Here is a 15,466-nt window from a genome sequence, read left to right on the forward strand (position 1 = left end):
CCTCCTATACTTGACCCATCATTTGGTACATTGGAAGCAAAATCGATAAATAAATGATCAATACGAAGACCCCGATCATCAGAAAAACGACCGGCTGAATATAACTAATGATTCTCATTATTTTTTGTTCCATCCGCTCCAATACGAACCGGCTGTACATATACAACTCTTTAGACAATTGACCGACGGCTTGTCCATGTTGAACAACAGAGGAAAGTTCCTGTTCAAAAAATGGACTTTCAGCAAATATGATCTCTAGCGATTCTCCTTTCTTTAATTTCTCGATAAACAGATTGGCCTCTTCCCTATAAAAATGGAGAAAATGTTGTTCTTTAAACAGAGTAAAGCATTCAAAAACGGACAATCCTCCCTTCAACAAATTGCTCATTTGCAAAGAAAAATAGTAGCTGTGAAATAACCGCAAACCTTTTGACACGATCGGAATTTTCATAAGCAGCTTCTGTTTTTCAAGTGGAGGCTTTTTTTTGAAAGAGACCCAATAATAGAAAAAAAGGAGCAATAAGAAACTAAACAAAATGAAAAAAAACGTTTTAATGCCTTGAATGGTAAACATGACAAATGTCAGAAAGAAGGAGGCGTTCAAATCAACTGCTTCATACATATACGAAAATTGCGGGGTAACAACTGCTTGGATGACAAATAAAATAATTAAAAGAAGAGCAATTAAAAAGAGCGGATAGCGGAGAACTTGAATAAATTTTTCCAAATGGAGGAGTTGTTTTTCCAGCATTACTGAGCTTTCTTTTAAAGCAAAATGTATATCACCATGCTTTTCAGCAAAGAAAAGATAGCTTAGTACATCTCGATGAAATCCAAGCTTCTCAAAAGCCGTGTATAGTGAATCTCCTTTTGTCAACATCTGTATACAAGCCTCAATATCTTGTCGGTATTTTTCTTTTACATGAAAACTCATAAAGCGAATAGCTTCATTTAATGCATACCCTTCTGAAAGCAGCTCACTCACTTTCTTCAAAAATTGTGCCTGCATCTTTTTGTTCCATCGATGCCTATTCATATTCGAACACCCAACGATCATATATGTCCGGATATAAATATCCAAGAGCGATTCCTTTTTTAATTACATCTTTTAACTTCATATAATCTAACTCACTCTGCTCCTCTCCTTTTGCTTCCCGAATAGCGGCGGTTAAATTTTTGCCGTAAAGAAGTTCATAGACCCCAATTCTCCTAATTTCCTTTAATTTTTTGCAATAAGGCGGGCAATTCCCTTTGCAAAACGGGCATATTAAATGAACGAGACGCTGCGCAGCAACAGCGATCAAAGTTTGCTCAATTTCGGAAAAGGTTACACCAAATTCTAATAATCGGTAAATAGCTCCCTTTGCATCCCGCGTATGCATGGTGGTCAGTACTAAATGTCCGCTAAGCCCAGCCCGGACCGCAATCCTTGCTGTCTCATGATCCCGAATTTCACCGACCATAATCACATCCGGATCATGTCTTAATATTGCTTTTAACCCATTTGCATACGTAATTCCAGCTTTTTCATTGATCTGCACTTGAAGCATTTCATCGCTTTTCGTTTCCACAGGATCTTCAAGTGTGATGATGTTTCTTTTAAAATGTTTTTTTGCATAATGGAGAAGCGAATAAAGAGTGGTCGTTTTTCCCGAACCGGTCGGACCGGTAAGGATCAGGAGACCGTGAGAATGCTTTAAAAATGAAAGCATTTTTTTGGATTCTGACGGGAACAATGAAAGTTTTTCAGGCGTTTGAATCGATTGCTCTAGCAATATTCGGATGACTAGACTTTCATCAAATACTGTAGGCAATGTCGATAAACGAAGATGCACCTCTCCGTAAATCGTATGGAAGGAGTAAGCACCGTTTTGCGGACGCCTTTTTTCGCCAATATCCATTTGGGCCATAAATTTAAAATGAGAAATTAAGCGTTCACAAATAGCTTTTGGCAGATGAAATATTTCTTTGATGTCATCGTCAATTCGAAATTGAATAACTGCTTTTTTCTTTTTCGGAACAATATGGATGTCTGAGGCACTAAATGAACACGCCAGTTCAATCAGTTTTTCGCTAAGCTTTTCAATTTCAATCATTCCATATCCCCCCTTTCTTTTCTTAGGATTCATCTTAACGAATTGAAGAGAAAAATGCGAACGTAGATAATGGATTTTTCTTTTCCCTTTCCTTTTGCAAAATTTAATTGAACATAACCGAAAAATAACAATTGTTTGCAAAGACTGTTTAGAAAACAATTTTTTGCTATAAACTCATAATTTTTGAACATTTTTTTACAACATGTTTGAAAACAAAGTGGATACAATAACAATTGGAAACGGTATATTTACAATGTATCAAGCTGTACATTATAATATAAAAAGCGACCGATTGAGGGAAAAGGAGGGAAACACAATGGATCGCATGTTCCGTGTACTCGGTTTTTGGACAGGTATTTTTGCTATTATGTTTTATTTAGGCGATATGAAGACGACGTCTTTACTTTTCTTTGGTCAAACTGGATTTTTTGTTTTACTATCTTATTTAAAATTAACTGAACGAATGTATATTTATATTTTCGGAGCATATTTGACCATTTTCTTCGTCGGGTTTACATATTGGACGACGTTTATGATGGTCCCTGGACAAGGCGGCCATTAATAAAAACAGGCAATTCCGCAATGGAATTGCCTGTTTTTTGACCTTCTTCAATTTTTACGAAAGCGAAAATCCATTTAAAAAAGGATTTGTTTCCATTTCTTCTATAATGGTTGTTTCTGAACCGTGGCCAGGCAACACAATGGTTTCTTCCGGCAGCACTAGCAGTTTTTCATGAATGCTTTTCAGCAGTTCTTCATGATTCCCTCCAAGCAAATCCGTACGGCCAATGCTTCCTTTAAATAATACGTCGCCTGAAAAAACAGCATTTGCTTCTTCTAAATAGTAGGAGATGCTTCCAGGAGAATGCCCCGGTGTTTCAAATAAAGAGAACTGGAAAGAACCAATTGTCAAGCTTCCTTCTTCCCGAATGATTTCGTCCGCTTCCTCTACCGTTACATTTTTTCCATTCATAAAATGACCAGATCCATTTAAAGAAGGATCGCCAAGCCATTTTTGTTCTTTTTCGTGGACATATACTGGAATATTCCAAACTTTTCGAACATCATCAATCGCTCCGATGTGATCAAAATGTGCATGTGTCAACAAAATGGCAAGGGGAGTCAACTGATGTTTGCGCAATACTTCAATTAGCTTTTCTCCTTCATCGCCTGGATCAAATAAAATACACTCATTTTTGTCATTTGTTAAAATATACGCATTTGTTTGCAGCAATCCGAGCGGGATTCTCATCCATTTCATGCTCTCACCTCAGGTCAATTTCTTTTCCATTTCCATCATACAAAACATTCTTTTTTGGCGCAAAAGGAATAGTTAGAAAATTTTTGGCCAAACCTAAAATGTGCAGGACATACCGTTCATAAAATTGACATAGTCATTTTATGCAAACGTACCGTTCCTACCTCGACAAATCTAGTAAAAGAGATTAAAATATGAAGGGGAAGATATTTGCCGCACTTCAACGTATAAAAGATTGGGGGCTATACAATGGGTACTGTCATTATCTTTACTTTAGTAACTTTGCTTGGTATCTATGCTATTTTCCGTTCTTTAAAACAAAAAAACATATTGGGAATTTTGTTTGCGCTTGGAACAGTCGCTGTTTTTGGATGGTTTACCTATAAAACGATTGTTCACCACGGTATACCAGTGCCACACTAAAAAAGAAAGAATGGCGGGGCCATTCTTTTTTTTATGAATAAATAAACATTCCGTTGTCACACACCCGTCTTTTAACCTCCGCTTCATATTGCCAAAAAAGATGCTTTCACTCCTGTTTATTTTACAATCTCCTGAATCTTTTCCTTACTTAAATCCATGATTTTTTCCAATCTCGGCCCATACAAAGCATAATGACCGGATGGCGAAATGAGGATAGGATCGTTTGTCACGTTTTTGAAGATGGTTTCTTTTTTCTTAGTGATAAGGTTAAATCTCTGCAGTTCAAAGGAACCGTCCTGGGATTTGGCAACGGGCACAAATGTATAAAACTGCTGATTTTGAGCATTGAAGTCATAGTAGGGAAAAATCCATTGAGAGTAATCGGAAGCCAAAGGGACACGAAATGTAGACAACACTTTTTTTGATGAAGAATTTATAAAAACATATTGACCGAATCCTTTTTCCTGTTGATTTTCCTGCAAATACATGACAATCGATGAAAAATTTCCATTTCCGATGACATGATCAGCGATTTTTTTTTCGTGATGTTTCATTAAGTTTGCTTCATAAAGCGGAGCGCTTAACTCAGGCTCATCGTTATTCCATTTTACATATGTAATGCGATCTTCATCTGTCCATTGAAAAAAAGGTATTTGATAGGGACTATCCACAACTTTTTTCTCTTTCAAATCAAGCAAATAAGTCTTATATGACCAATCTTCAGCAAATGCTGTAACCATCAGCTCGTTTTCATTATAGGGATTCCATGTGTATTGAAGTTCAAACGCATTGATTTCCCAATGAAATAATTCCTCTCCTTCGGTGTTTACAAATGTCAGGATGGCTTGATTGGTTTCATGGCTTGAATGAATGAGAAAAATTGTTCGGCGATCATTGGGCACTGTTTGAATAATCGGATGCTTTGTCTGAAAAAATAGTTCATCTTTTCCGCTTTGAAGATCGTGACAAATAACTTCCGAACGGTCTTCAAGATTTTTAATGTAAAGCACAGCCGTTTCATGAAACCATCCAGTAATATTTTGAAAGGTATTTTCCTCTGCTTCAATCGGTTGAATGTTCTCTAAAAGATTCTGTTCTGCTTTAAAGTTATCAAACTCGGTTTCCATTTTTTTCTCTTTTGTCACTTGTTTCTTTTCATCCGTTAGCTGATGAAATTCACAAGACGACAAAAAGAGAATCGGAAAGCACATGACGAAAAAAAATGCTGCCCTCATCACCCTCATCCTTCTCATCCAATTTTCACTTATAATTTACGAATTTTAAAAAAAAAATTATTTGCACAGCAAATATAGCGACGCCCAAAATATTCCCTTTGCTTTCCGATAAATTTCATCAAATTGGTCAAGCGGCAAAGGGTTCCTTCCTCTGCCTAATTCAACGGTAAATCCCGGCTTTCTGTATTCTTTAATAAACCAATCGCGAAAGCCGGCATGACTATCAATCATTCGGATTCCTTTATATCCGCTTAACAACTCATACTCTTTTACGATTTCTTCCGACTCCTCTGGTTCATAATTTAAATACCCCCAATATATTTCTTCTCCTTGTGTGTGGAAGGCTACGATGAGATCAAATTGAGACTGCTTGACTAGTTCACTCATAGCAATTGCTTCCGGCTCTGAGAGAGGATAATCACCTGGATAATCACGAGGAGCCGGGGATTTTGGGCTTTTTCTTTCTTTTTCAATTTCCCAAAAGGCAGGAAATTGATTGTTCAGATCAACGCCGCGAATATTTGCTTTCCAATCGGAAAAATCTTCACAGTTATTATTTAACTTGACGGCCTGTTCTTTCACTTGAGGATCAAACGATTCGGCTGCTAAAACAAGATTCACTCCATCCGGATTCACCATCGGAACAAACGATAAAGTTATCTGCTCATAAAGCTGTCTTACAGAAATTCCATTAATCGATTCGTTTAAAATAAGTTTCCGAACATACTCATTGAGCCATTTCATCATAATGGCTGTCGTAATCCACTCATTTGCATGAAACGAACCGTTCATATGAACTTTTTTCGTTCCGGAACCGATAAGAAGTTCAACTAAAGGATTCCCTAGAACACTGCGGCCGATAATCCTCTCTTTAATAAATGGGTAATTTTTTTTTAACACCGCAATATCGCTTGTCAAAGCAAAAAAATGATAGGGCCGTTTTGGATCAATTACAGGCCATGAAATTGGGACAGCATTGTATGTATTTTTAGTCAAGCTTGGTGAAGGATGAAACGGATTATTTTGTACGAAACCCCATCCGGGAATGACGATTTTTTCCCCTTTAAAGATTTTTTCGTTTTCGAAGAAGGGATTTGAATCCAACAACAATCGTTTTGAAAGTTGATATTTTTTTCCCAAGTGCTCCAAATCCGCTGTTTCATTCATACAGATTTCCATAAAAAAACCCCTCTCCCCTTTTTATTCAGTACATAACATATTATATGAACGACATCATGTTTCATTAATAAAACGTATAAAAAAGCTCTGACCTAATGGCCAGAGCCTTTTACTGTTTTTTTGCAGCTTGCTGCTCGGTTGAATTCGGAGATGGTTCATCCTCTTTGTCAAAAAACCGCAGCAGGTCACCATAAATAATTTCATCCGAATAATCAAGCTCATTTTTCGCTTTTTCCATATATGGTTCACATGCATTTTTATCCTCAACAGCTTCGCCTGTTGATTTGTCATAGCATATTCCTCTTGTATACACATATTGATCCGTAATAAAGCTGCCGTCCCTTAACACAGCAAACGGAATACGGTCTTTTGAAAAAATATCTGTACCAAATTCGATATCGTTTTTCGTATCAATGCCTAGCAGGTTTAAAATAGTTGGCTTCAAGTCAATTTGCCCGGCGACTTGATGGAACACTTTCGGATTTTTATCGGTAACCCCTGGAATATGGATAATTAACGGAACTTTTTGCAGCTGAATCGTATCAAGCGGCGTAATTTCCTCTTTTCCTAAAAATTGTGCCATCGCTTTGTTATGGTTTTCGGAAATACCGTAATGGTCGCCGTACAATATAATAATTGAATTTTCATATAGTCCAGCTTTTTTTAGATCTTCGATGAACACTTTCAAGGCTTCATCTGTATAACGAACCGTCGTAAAATAGCGATTCACGACTCCATCTTCAGAATCAAATTCATCAATCAATTTATCTTCTTCACCCAACTCAAACGGAAAATGGTTCGTTAATGTAATATATTTCGTATAAAAAGGCTGAGGAACATTTTTCAATAATTGTACCGACTGCTTAAAGAAGTCAATATCCTTCAATCCCCATCCTACCGAATTTTCTTCCGTCACATTATAATCTCTGACATCAAAGAAACGGTCGTATCCAAGAGAATTATACATCACATCGCGATTCCAGAATGTGCGGTTATTTGCATGAAATACAGCTGTGTAATAACCGTAATCCTTTAAAATTTCCGGAGTTGCATTGTACTCATTGTTCGCATTTGTAAAGAAGACTGAGCCTCTTCCCAACGGATACAAAGAATTTTCCAATAAAAATTCTGAATCTGACGTTTTGCCTTGTCCTGTTTGATGGTAAAAATTATCAAAATAGTAGCTTTGTTTAATAAAATCATTTAAAAACGGAGTAATTTCTTGTCCGTTCAATTTCTGATTGATAACAAAGTTTTGGAACGACTCCATAGAGACGATAATGACATTTCTACCTTTTGCAATTCCATTCATTTCTTTACTAGGTTCTTTTTTGTTCGCATTTAAATAATTTTGAATTTCGACCAAGTTATTGCTGTCAGCTAACGCACGTTGTGCAGACGTTTTGGACTGCAGCAAAGAATCGTAAATATGAAAATTGTATACACCAATATTTTTGACGAGCATCTCCCTGTCAAACGTTCTTGTTAAAAGCTGCGGACGCTCTGTTTCAGCCAATCCAAGATTAAAGAAAAACACAGCTGCAACCATTAAATAATATGCTGTTTTTTCTTTGCGCATTAATTTTTCCTGTTTGCGGAAAACAGGTCTCCGTGAAAGCCAAATTAAAATGGCTATATCAACAAACATTAATATATCGACAGGTTGAATCAGCTCGGTTATGCTGCTTCCCAAATCTCCCATATTGCTAGCTTGGAAGAGCACGGGAATAGTCAAAAAGTCGTTATAAAACCGATAAAAAACAACATTAGCTAATAAGAGAAAGGTCATCACAATGCTGGCACCGGTCACCCAGCGATTCCGGTTTTTGTCTTTCATAAATAATCCAATACCAAAAACAAACAGCAAAAAGCTCAGCGGATTGATGAATAAAATAATCTCTTGCTTGAAATTTTCTATTTTTATATCAAAGCTAGTTTTGTAGACAATGTACGTTTTAATCCACATAAAAAATGTCGCTAATAACAAAAAAGAAATTTTTGAAAATGTGCTTTTACGCATTTTTTTACCTCCTCAAACGGTGGACCTGCGCATTTCTACACTTAAGTGTTTTTTTCCATTTTTTAGGCATCTTAGTGAATAACTAAAGATTATCTTAATACTTCTTCCAAAAAAAATCAATGTTTTTTTACAATATATTTACAATAAGATGCTAGCTTTTTATATATTATTTTATCTCAGTACCTATTATGTTTAGACGGACAAAAATTAAAAAAGTTTCATATAAACAGAATTTGTTATAATCCAAATTTGGCTGCCAAAAAAATAGCGCCTTTTTTAAAAGCGCTATCAGATTTTCTTTGCTGGACCTCGACAAGGTACATGTCGAGTTTGGGATTGTGGCTTTAGCGCACACATACTGAAAGGAGCCGGCATCCGCCAGCTACTTTCAGATGAAAATCGAACAAATATAAATCGAGTAGGAGGGAGCGATTAACTCCCGTCCTCTCACACCACCGTACGTACGGTTCCGTATACGGCGGTTCAATTAAGATAATTGACGCAAGTCTTTATAACTTCCGTGAATAGCTGTTCTCTTTATGCCAGTGGTCACTCCACCCTCCAAGAGATCTCCCACGGGATTCACCGCTTCCTCCCTCAAGTGAGGTACTACGTTTTCTGTGTTCATCATGACTCACTGAATGCCAAGGGCTATTCTCTCTTAATTGTTCGGTCCTTCTTAGTTGTTCTAGACCAACTAATACTATGACCTCTGCTGACTTCTGACTGTTCAGCTATCTATCACTAGATAGGTTACCAAGGTTACTTGGCGTGCCAGCCAGACCTCCCCGGGTAAGAGTGTAATCTTTCCTTCCATCCATCTGCTTCATTTACTCTGTATCACCTTCGGCAGAAAGGGCTTTGTTTTGTCTTGCAAACTCACCCAGTGATACCTAGCCTCATATGAAGTTCGTGTTCCGAGAGACCCAAAGTTTGCCGCTCGCTTCCTTCAGATTCCGCGTCACCACGGACACCCTTGCGTTAAGCTAACTGCTACTTCTGCCTTCGCAGCTCGGGACTTTCACCCTATAGATTACACCCATGCCGGGCGCACAAGCAAGTGGAGAGAAACACATTGTTTTTCTCCACTTACTTCATTTTAGGGACTTATCGGACAATTCCTTTTTAGTCTTTCTCAATTTTCAAGTATGTACGTTTTAACCAGCCATGCGCCGCCAATTACACCTGCATCATTGCCAAGCGTTGCAAGAGCAATATCTGCTGCGGAAGCTTCATGAAAAACGAACTGTTGAAAAACATTTTTAACTCTTTTTATTAAAAATTCCCCAGCCTTTGATACTCCACCGCCAATGATAATTTTGGAAGGATTTAAAGCAGTAGCCAAGTTGGCAAGAGCAAGACCAAGATGCATCGTCATGTCGTCGACAACCTGCAATGCCATCTCATCGCCGTTTTTCGCAGCATCAAACACATCTTTTGCAGTGATCGATCCTTTTCTTTCCAATTCTCGATTCAGCGTTGATCTCCCATTAAACTCTTCCATTTTGGCTATAGCCATTCGAACTATTCCAGTTGCAGAGGCGACCGTTTCCAGGCAGCCCGTTTTTCCGCAGTTGCACGGAAAACCTCCATGCAAAACGGAAGTTATATGGCCGATTTCTCCGCCTGCGCTATTTTTCCCATGGATTATTTCTCCATTTGCAATGATTCCTCCGCCGACTCCCGTTCCGAGTGTGACGCATATTAAATCCCTTTCTCCATTCCCCGCTCCTTTCCACATTTCACCAAGAGCTGCAAGGTTGGCATCATTATCAACGATTACTTGCAAACCAGTTTCTTTTTCAAGATTTTTCTTAAGCGGATAATTATTTTCCCATCCAATATTGACAGTTCTAGAAATGATTCCCTCTGTTAAATCGACAGGGCCAGGCGCCCCCATGCCGATTCCAATCAGCTTTTGCTTCGATTCACCAAGTTCTTTCAACTTTTCGTATATAGATTGAGAAATATCACTAACAATATTTTTTCCTGATTTATCGGTAGGGATTTCCCATTTTTCAATAATATCTCCATTTATATTGATAAATGCAATTTTTATCGTAGTTCCCCCTAAGTCCACACCAACTAGCCAATTATCGATCATATTTTTCACCCTTTACTCTTTTTCTCTTATCTTTTTCTATCATTATTTCTCGTCTTAACAATAGCATGGCCATTTCAAATTCTTTTGCGTCAATCAGCTGCGACTCAAACAGCTGCTTCACCTCCTCCTCCATTAATTCAAGATCAGCCACACGATCTCCGATGTATATGATAGTACCGAAACGTTTTAAAAGCTGTTGTATGTCGTAAATCGTTTTCAAAAACATCACCTTCTAAATAAAAATGCGGATAAGCTGCACATATTGCTAAAGTTCTTTTTTTGAAAACTTCCGAACAAGTCATCGAGCTATAGATTGTCAAGCTGTTGTTTTAGCTGCTGATATTCCGCTTTTCCCGGATCAAGCTTCAATGCCTTATCAATCGCTTCTTGTGCTTTCACAACATCATTCTGTTCCGCATATATTAGGCTAAGTACATAATAAGCTTGATGAAATGTCGGATCTTTTTCCAATACATTGTTTAAATATTCAATTGAGCTTGCCACATTGTTCAAACGATATTCCGTATAAGCAAGTAAATAGATGATTTCAACTTTTGCATCATCAAGCTCCTTCGCTTCCGAAAGCACTTCGGAAGCCTTTTGGAACTCCTTGTTCTCAATTAGTGCCTGCGCCCTTGCTAAAGCCATTTCCGAATTGCGCTTAGGGGCTATTTCATATCCATAATACCCAAGACCGAAAACGAAGATGATCGATAAAATAAGCCCCACTGCTCTCGTGAAAAATTTGGACATCCTTGGAATCTGCAGAACAAAAGCTGCCAGAAATCCGCCAATTAAACCGCCTATATGACCAGCGTTGTCCACATTCGGAATCGCCCAGCCAAGCATTAAGTTAATTAAAACTACAATCAAGATGTTGGGTCCTATTGTACGGAAAAACAATTTAGGGTTTAACACACCTAAAAACAAGAGCGCACCGAACAAGCCGAATATCGCACCTGATGCACCTGCGGACAAAAAGGGGCTGAAAGCAAAGCTTGCAAGCGAACCAGTAAATCCGGCAAACAAGTATATAAGCAAAAATCGAATCGAACCATACATTTTTTCAACAGTCATTCCAATATAATAAAGGGCTAAAGAGTTCATAATCAAATGCAAAAAACCGATATGCAATAAAATTGGTGAAAAAAATCTCCACCATTCGCCATCGTAAATGGCAGGATTGTATTTCGCTCCAAATTTTATAAGAGTATCAGAATTTGTGCTTCCCCCGTACCATTCAAGAAGAAAAAACATCACAATTTGTGCTGTTAAAAAAACATATGTAAAGAAAGGCCTGCCATTTTCAAAAAAGGAGCGTTCCAGCCTTTCCTGCCTTTTTATATAAGAAAATATTTCTTCTTTTATTCGTTCAACTGATTCAAAATTTGATTCTTCTGCTGCATAATCAAGTTTTTTCAACGAAACCGAAAGAGCATCTTCCAAATCACCTGTTTTTTCCATTATATGCTCTTGATCCAGCAGCATTGTTTTGACGACTGTTTTCCCATGCGCAAAAGGTTCTTTAATCCGAAATTCCCAATCATCAACAGGAGGAAATGTGGTCACATAAATGTTAAGAATATTTAAGTCCCTTCTCATAGATTGTTTTCGGATCGTTTCAAAAATATGCGCCGTATGTTCAATGTCTTGAGAGATCCAATTTCCCCAGTCAATATCTTTTCTGACAAATCGTACAAGCTGAAAATATTTGTTGCGAAACGGCTCAAGCCAAACCTCCGAATGATCGCCGGATATATTGATTAGCCTGTAATTATGCTCCACCACAAGACTTCGCAAAATTTTCCAAAAAATAAAATCTAGCTGAGTCCCCATTTAAAATCTCTCCGCATGTTTTTCCTTTATTATACCAATGTGGAAGGGCAGTTTGAAGAAAAAAGCTGAATCAAAAACGATTCAGCTTTCCATTTCCACCTATTTAAAAGCACCTTGGAGAAATTTCCTGCCAATTAGCGGTATCTGCATTGTCAGTTGAATAAATTTCTCACGCATCCATTTGCTTTTTAGGCATACGTTCATAATTTTGTATCGATTTGAATATATGAAGAAAATGCCGAATACTAGAAGAATTCTTTTTAATCGCTTCATAATTTAATCCCTCCATTAATTAAAATAAACTTTTTGCTCAATTTTTATCCAAAATAAAATACGCAATTACTGTTGCAATGAAAATTGATAAAAAATTGACTGCGTCATTATTCATCCAGACAAAACCTTTCGTCTTTACCGTATATTCCCCGCAATGTATTCTTTTTTCCGTTTCAGCATGGCAGACGAGACATTTATTTTTTCGTTGAAAAAAGCATCCGAACAGCGTGTCAATCAAAGCTCCAATAAATCCAAATAATATAATGAAAGGTAAAATTTGAGCATCATTTTTTATAAAAAAAGAACTCCCCAGCGCAACAAACGAAGAACCGAGGATGGAAGCAAAAGTTCCGAGAACGGTAACAGCACCTGATGTTCCTTTTTCGACAAATTTTGGAGGAAATAAAAGAATCGGTTTTATTCGGCTTAAGCTGCCAATTTCGGAAGCCCATGTGTCCGCGTTGGCGCAAGCGAATGAAATGGTTAAAAGAATGAACCAAAAATTGCGGTCATCATGATCCACTATATTGAAAATGCTGATCAATACTGGAATCCCGCCATTTGCCAGCACTTGAACATAGTCGCGTCTTTCCCCTTTTTCAAGAATTGATGCCATTTGCGCTTTTCGTTCCTTCTTCCATTTACTGATCATGCTTGATGACGCAAAAAATAATCCAAGGGGGACCAGCCCTGGAAAACCAAAACTAAAATAGATGCTAGCGCCGACAAATACGGAGCTTATTGCTCCAGAAATCGACAAAGCTTTTGACTTATAGGAAATATAAGCGATAGTCGCAATAAAAATAATGAACAATAAAGGAATGATCATTTCCTGCACTCCACCAATTCTTTTTCAGTAATGATGATATCAACCGGAATATCATGGGATTCAATCGGCACTTCCTCAACTATTTGAAAGGAAAAAGCAAGCGCAATAGTTACATTTGCGTATTTATGTAAATAACGATCAAAATAACCCCCGCCATATCCGATCCTGTGCCCACGCCGGTCGAAGCAGATGCCAGGGACGATGAGCAAGTCAATTTCTTTTGGCGTTATGAGTGTTGTTTGCTCAAAGATCGGCTCCTGTAAATCTAAATAAACATTCTCTAATTGATCAAACGATTTTATTTCCCTGAACTCCATTTCTTTTATATTTGGGTCGCATTTAGGCACAGCTGTTTTTTTCTTTTCCTGCCAGCAGCGAAAAAATAAACTTTTTGTATCGACCTCGAAGCCTTTGGATACTGTAAGGCCAATGGTATTCGCCTCCTGCCAATAGTCTGTTTCAAAAAGAGTTTCAGCAATTTTGTTTGACCAGTCCGCATGCAATTCATGCCCCATGTTTTTTAACATCCGTTTCACTTCATTTCTGATTTCAAATTTTTTTTCCAACTTAAAAATTCCTCCCATTTACCTTTTTTATAATAAAAAAACAGCAGGAAATATCTTCCCACTGCTTTTACTTCGTTTCACGATGCAAAGCATGACTTTTGCATCTTGGACAATATTTTTTCAATTCGATGCGTTCTGTGTTTGTACGTTTATTTTTTGTAGAGATATAATTTCTATCGCCGCATTCTGTGCAAGCAAGAGTAATATTTACGCGCATATCTTTCCCTCCAAACTATTTCATGTTCAAATTCAGACTTTTATATAATATCATTTTTGCATTGTAAAATCTACATTATGTTTATTTTTGAACACAAAGTTTCAAGTCGTTTCAAATTACATTTTTTTTAAGTTAACATGAAATTTCGTTAAAAGCCGTTTTGTTCTATTAAAATATATGATATAACAATAAAGGGACAACTAATGGAAGGTGAGATGCATGGAAATTGTGATTATTATTCTTTTCCTTGTCAGCATTGCTTTATTAGGAATTGCTTATACTCAGCGTGACGATATAAAAGAGTTGGAACAAGAAGTTGAGCATTTATCCGTTTCTGCGATGCAAGAAATATACAAAATGAAAAAGAAAATGAGGGTATTGGAAGAAGAATTGCTGCAAGGAACAAACACAAAGCCTGTTTCGCAAGACACACAGTCCGTTATACACTTTGATTATTACACGAAAAACAAAATTTTATCAAAATATCAGCAAGGCATGTCAATTGCTGAAATTGCAAAATCGGAAAATGCCACAACCGATGAAGTAAAGCTAATAATCGAACAAAATAAGAGGGAACTATCATGAATAAACGAATTTTACAAGCATTCTCAGCAGGGATGATCGTTTCCACCTCAATTTTGACCCTCACTTTTTATTTAGGGAACTATGATCAAAAGGTTGTGGCTGAAAAAGAGTTGACGGACAAATCAGTTAACGAGTATTTAGCTCAAAATAATAAAATTGCTGTATCCAATAAAGAATATGAAGAATTTCTTTCTTACAAAGATACAAAAGTAAAAAATCTGAATAAAACACCTCAACAAAATGAACAGCAGCAGAAGCAGCAAAATCAAAATGCACAAAACCAAAATGCACAAAACCAAAATGCACAAAATCAAAACCAAGAACAAAAGAACAATAACCAACAAACTGAGGTAAAACCTGTAAAAGTAAATATTAAAGAAGGCATGACGACAAGCGACGTATCAAAAATACTTGAACAATCGGGCATTATTGATTCCGCCTCCAAATTTAATCAATACTTAATTAAACACGATTATCATAAGCGTGTACAAATTGGAACTTTTGAAGTAAAAAAAGGGATGAGCTACTACGAGATCGCAGAAGCCCTTACAAGATAAAAGGGGCTGCGATCCGTTTTTTTATAAATAAGGTTTGAAACCAGCCGTTTGTAAAAAAAGGAAGTTTTTCAAAACTCAAAATGGTGAAGTTCAGAACCACAAAAAGATTGCCCTTATCATTTTTCTCCCATTCCCGACCGTGTTGATTATTGTCATTCCAAGATCATTGTCCCAGCCTCAATTTTGTGCTTTTCTCGGCTTTTAAATTGTCTTTTTTTAATCAATAGTACTTATAAAAGCCCACCAAAATTTTATGCCTTTTCTTTCACAAAATTGCCCTATGCTCTG

16 protein-coding genes are annotated in these 15,466 nt (G+C 37.1%); 4 read left to right on the forward strand and 12 right to left on the reverse strand.

Annotation, left to right across the window (positions count from 1 at the left end):
• Positions 1 to 4: 4 nt before the first annotated feature.
• Both comGB and comGA read right to left on the reverse strand, forming a co-directional pair.
• Entirely contained in the window at positions 5 to 1,036 is a 1,032-nt protein-coding gene (gene comGB / locus NST97_RS06775; protein WP_341343061.1) for a competence type IV pilus assembly protein ComGB, read from the reverse strand.
• Positions 1,029 to 2,096, reverse strand: a complete 1,068-nt coding sequence (comGA, locus tag NST97_RS06780) for a competence type IV pilus ATPase ComGA (protein WP_130156359.1) — start codon at positions 2,094 to 2,096, stop codon at positions 1,029 to 1,031. Before comGA ends, comGB begins: the two co-directional genes overlap by 8 nt.
• A 316-nt stretch (positions 2,097 to 2,412) precedes the next feature.
• Between comGA and NST97_RS06785 the strand changes: the two genes are divergently transcribed.
• Positions 2,413 to 2,658, forward strand: a complete 246-nt coding sequence (locus NST97_RS06785) for a DUF2626 domain-containing protein (RefSeq protein WP_063388092.1) — start codon at positions 2,413 to 2,415, stop codon at positions 2,656 to 2,658.
• A 54-nt stretch (positions 2,659 to 2,712) separates the two neighbouring features.
• On the opposite strand, the gene NST97_RS06790 is transcribed toward NST97_RS06785, so the two are convergent.
• A complete protein-coding gene (locus NST97_RS06790) occupies positions 2,713 to 3,357 on the reverse strand; it encodes an MBL fold metallo-hydrolase (RefSeq protein WP_063388091.1) in 645 nt (214 codons plus the stop codon).
• A gap of 246 nt (positions 3,358 to 3,603) precedes the next feature.
• Here NST97_RS06790 and NST97_RS06795 point away from each other — a divergent pair, with 246 nt between their 5' ends.
• Positions 3,604 to 3,777 (forward strand): DUF2759 domain-containing protein, encoded by a 174-nt coding sequence (locus NST97_RS06795; RefSeq protein WP_065095533.1) that lies wholly within the window; start codon positions 3,604 to 3,606, stop codon positions 3,775 to 3,777.
• Positions 3,778 to 3,893: 116 nt separating this feature from the next.
• On the opposite strand, the gene NST97_RS06800 is transcribed toward NST97_RS06795, so the two are convergent.
• The 9 genes from NST97_RS06800 to rpmG all read right to left on the reverse strand — a co-directional run bounded on the left by NST97_RS06800 (position 3,894) and on the right by rpmG (position 14,036).
• A complete protein-coding gene (locus tag NST97_RS06800; RefSeq protein ID WP_339210106.1) occupies positions 3,894 to 5,012 on the reverse strand; it encodes a YqgU-like beta propeller domain-containing protein in 1,119 nt (372 codons plus the stop codon).
• 57 nt (positions 5,013 to 5,069) lie between these two features.
• The gene (locus tag NST97_RS06805) at positions 5,070 to 6,191 is read right to left on the reverse strand and encodes a M14 family metallopeptidase (protein WP_341343062.1); all 1,122 of its coding nucleotides are present in this window, start codon (positions 6,189 to 6,191) and stop codon (positions 5,070 to 5,072) included.
• Between the two features lie 109 nt (positions 6,192 to 6,300).
• The gene (locus NST97_RS06810) at positions 6,301 to 8,211 is read right to left on the reverse strand and encodes an LTA synthase family protein (RefSeq protein ID WP_341343063.1); all 1,911 of its coding nucleotides are present in this window, start codon (positions 8,209 to 8,211) and stop codon (positions 6,301 to 6,303) included.
• A 1,135-nt stretch (positions 8,212 to 9,346) separates the two neighbouring features.
• Positions 9,347 to 10,315: an ROK family glucokinase gene (locus NST97_RS06815; protein ID WP_130156351.1), complete on the reverse strand. Its 969-nt coding sequence runs from the start codon at positions 10,313 to 10,315 to the stop codon at positions 9,347 to 9,349.
• Positions 10,305 to 10,535, reverse strand: a complete 231-nt coding sequence (locus tag NST97_RS06820; protein ID WP_339210110.1) for a YqgQ family protein — start codon at positions 10,533 to 10,535, stop codon at positions 10,305 to 10,307. Before NST97_RS06820 ends, NST97_RS06815 begins: the two co-directional genes overlap by 11 nt.
• Before the next feature lie 86 nt (positions 10,536 to 10,621).
• The gene (locus tag NST97_RS06825; protein WP_341343064.1) at positions 10,622 to 12,151 is read right to left on the reverse strand and encodes a rhomboid family intramembrane serine protease; all 1,530 of its coding nucleotides are present in this window, start codon (positions 12,149 to 12,151) and stop codon (positions 10,622 to 10,624) included.
• A 310-nt stretch (positions 12,152 to 12,461) separates the two neighbouring features.
• A complete protein-coding gene (locus NST97_RS06830; RefSeq protein WP_130156347.1) occupies positions 12,462 to 13,253 on the reverse strand; it encodes a DUF92 domain-containing protein in 792 nt (263 codons plus the stop codon).
• Complete coding sequence (locus tag NST97_RS06835) at positions 13,250 to 13,819, reverse strand: 5-formyltetrahydrofolate cyclo-ligase (RefSeq protein WP_063388083.1); 570 nt, start codon at positions 13,817 to 13,819, stop codon at positions 13,250 to 13,252. Before NST97_RS06835 ends, NST97_RS06830 begins: the two co-directional genes overlap by 4 nt.
• A 67-nt stretch (positions 13,820 to 13,886) precedes the next feature.
• Complete coding sequence (rpmG, locus tag NST97_RS06840) at positions 13,887 to 14,036, reverse strand: 50S ribosomal protein L33 (protein ID WP_063388082.1); 150 nt, start codon at positions 14,034 to 14,036, stop codon at positions 13,887 to 13,889.
• A gap of 219 nt (positions 14,037 to 14,255) precedes the next feature.
• Here rpmG and NST97_RS06845 point away from each other — a divergent pair, with 219 nt between their 5' ends.
• Entirely contained in the window at positions 14,256 to 14,621 is a 366-nt protein-coding gene (locus tag NST97_RS06845; protein WP_063388081.1) for a DUF6115 domain-containing protein, read from the forward strand.
• Complete coding sequence (locus tag NST97_RS06850) at positions 14,618 to 15,178, forward strand: endolytic transglycosylase MltG (protein ID WP_339193063.1); 561 nt, start codon at positions 14,618 to 14,620, stop codon at positions 15,176 to 15,178. Before NST97_RS06845 ends, NST97_RS06850 begins: the two co-directional genes overlap by 4 nt.
• Positions 15,179 to 15,466 lie beyond the last annotated feature (288 nt).

This window comes from Aeribacillus sp. FSL K6-1305, from assembly GCF_038050115.1.
GTDB lineage: Bacteria > Bacillota > Bacilli > Bacillales > Aeribacillaceae > Aeribacillus > Aeribacillus composti.

Coding starts and splice junctions, on each gene's coding strand:
- NST97_RS06795 (WP_065095533.1), top strand. CDS start 3,604: ATGGGTACTGTCATTATCTTTACTTTAGTAACTTTGCTTGGTATCTAT.
- NST97_RS06800 (WP_339210106.1), bottom strand. CDS start 5,012: ATGAGGGCAGCATTTTTTTTCGTCATGTGCTTTCCGATTCTCTTTTTG.
- NST97_RS06845 (WP_063388081.1), top strand. CDS start 14,256: ATGGAAATTGTGATTATTATTCTTTTCCTTGTCAGCATTGCTTTATTA.
- NST97_RS06790 (WP_063388091.1), bottom strand. CDS start 3,357: ATGAAATGGATGAGAATCCCGCTCGGATTGCTGCAAACAAATGCGTAT.
- comGA (WP_130156359.1), bottom strand. CDS start 2,096: ATGATTGAAATTGAAAAGCTTAGCGAAAAACTGATTGAACTGGCGTGT.
- NST97_RS06850 (WP_339193063.1), top strand. CDS start 14,618: ATGAATAAACGAATTTTACAAGCATTCTCAGCAGGGATGATCGTTTCC.
- NST97_RS06825 (WP_341343064.1), bottom strand. CDS start 12,151: ATGGGGACTCAGCTAGATTTTATTTTTTGGAAAATTTTGCGAAGTCTT.
- NST97_RS06805 (WP_341343062.1), bottom strand. CDS start 6,191: ATGGAAATCTGTATGAATGAAACAGCGGATTTGGAGCACTTGGGAAAA.
- NST97_RS06785 (WP_063388092.1), top strand. CDS start 2,413: ATGGATCGCATGTTCCGTGTACTCGGTTTTTGGACAGGTATTTTTGCT.
- NST97_RS06830 (WP_130156347.1), bottom strand. CDS start 13,253: ATGATCATTCCTTTATTGTTCATTATTTTTATTGCGACTATCGCTTAT.
- NST97_RS06815 (WP_130156351.1), bottom strand. CDS start 10,315: ATGATCGATAATTGGCTAGTTGGTGTGGACTTAGGGGGAACTACGATA.
- NST97_RS06810 (WP_341343063.1), bottom strand. CDS start 8,211: ATGCGTAAAAGCACATTTTCAAAAATTTCTTTTTTGTTATTAGCGACA.
- comGB (WP_341343061.1), bottom strand. CDS start 1,036: ATGAATAGGCATCGATGGAACAAAAAGATGCAGGCACAATTTTTGAAG.
- rpmG (WP_063388082.1), bottom strand. CDS start 14,036: ATGCGCGTAAATATTACTCTTGCTTGCACAGAATGCGGCGATAGAAAT.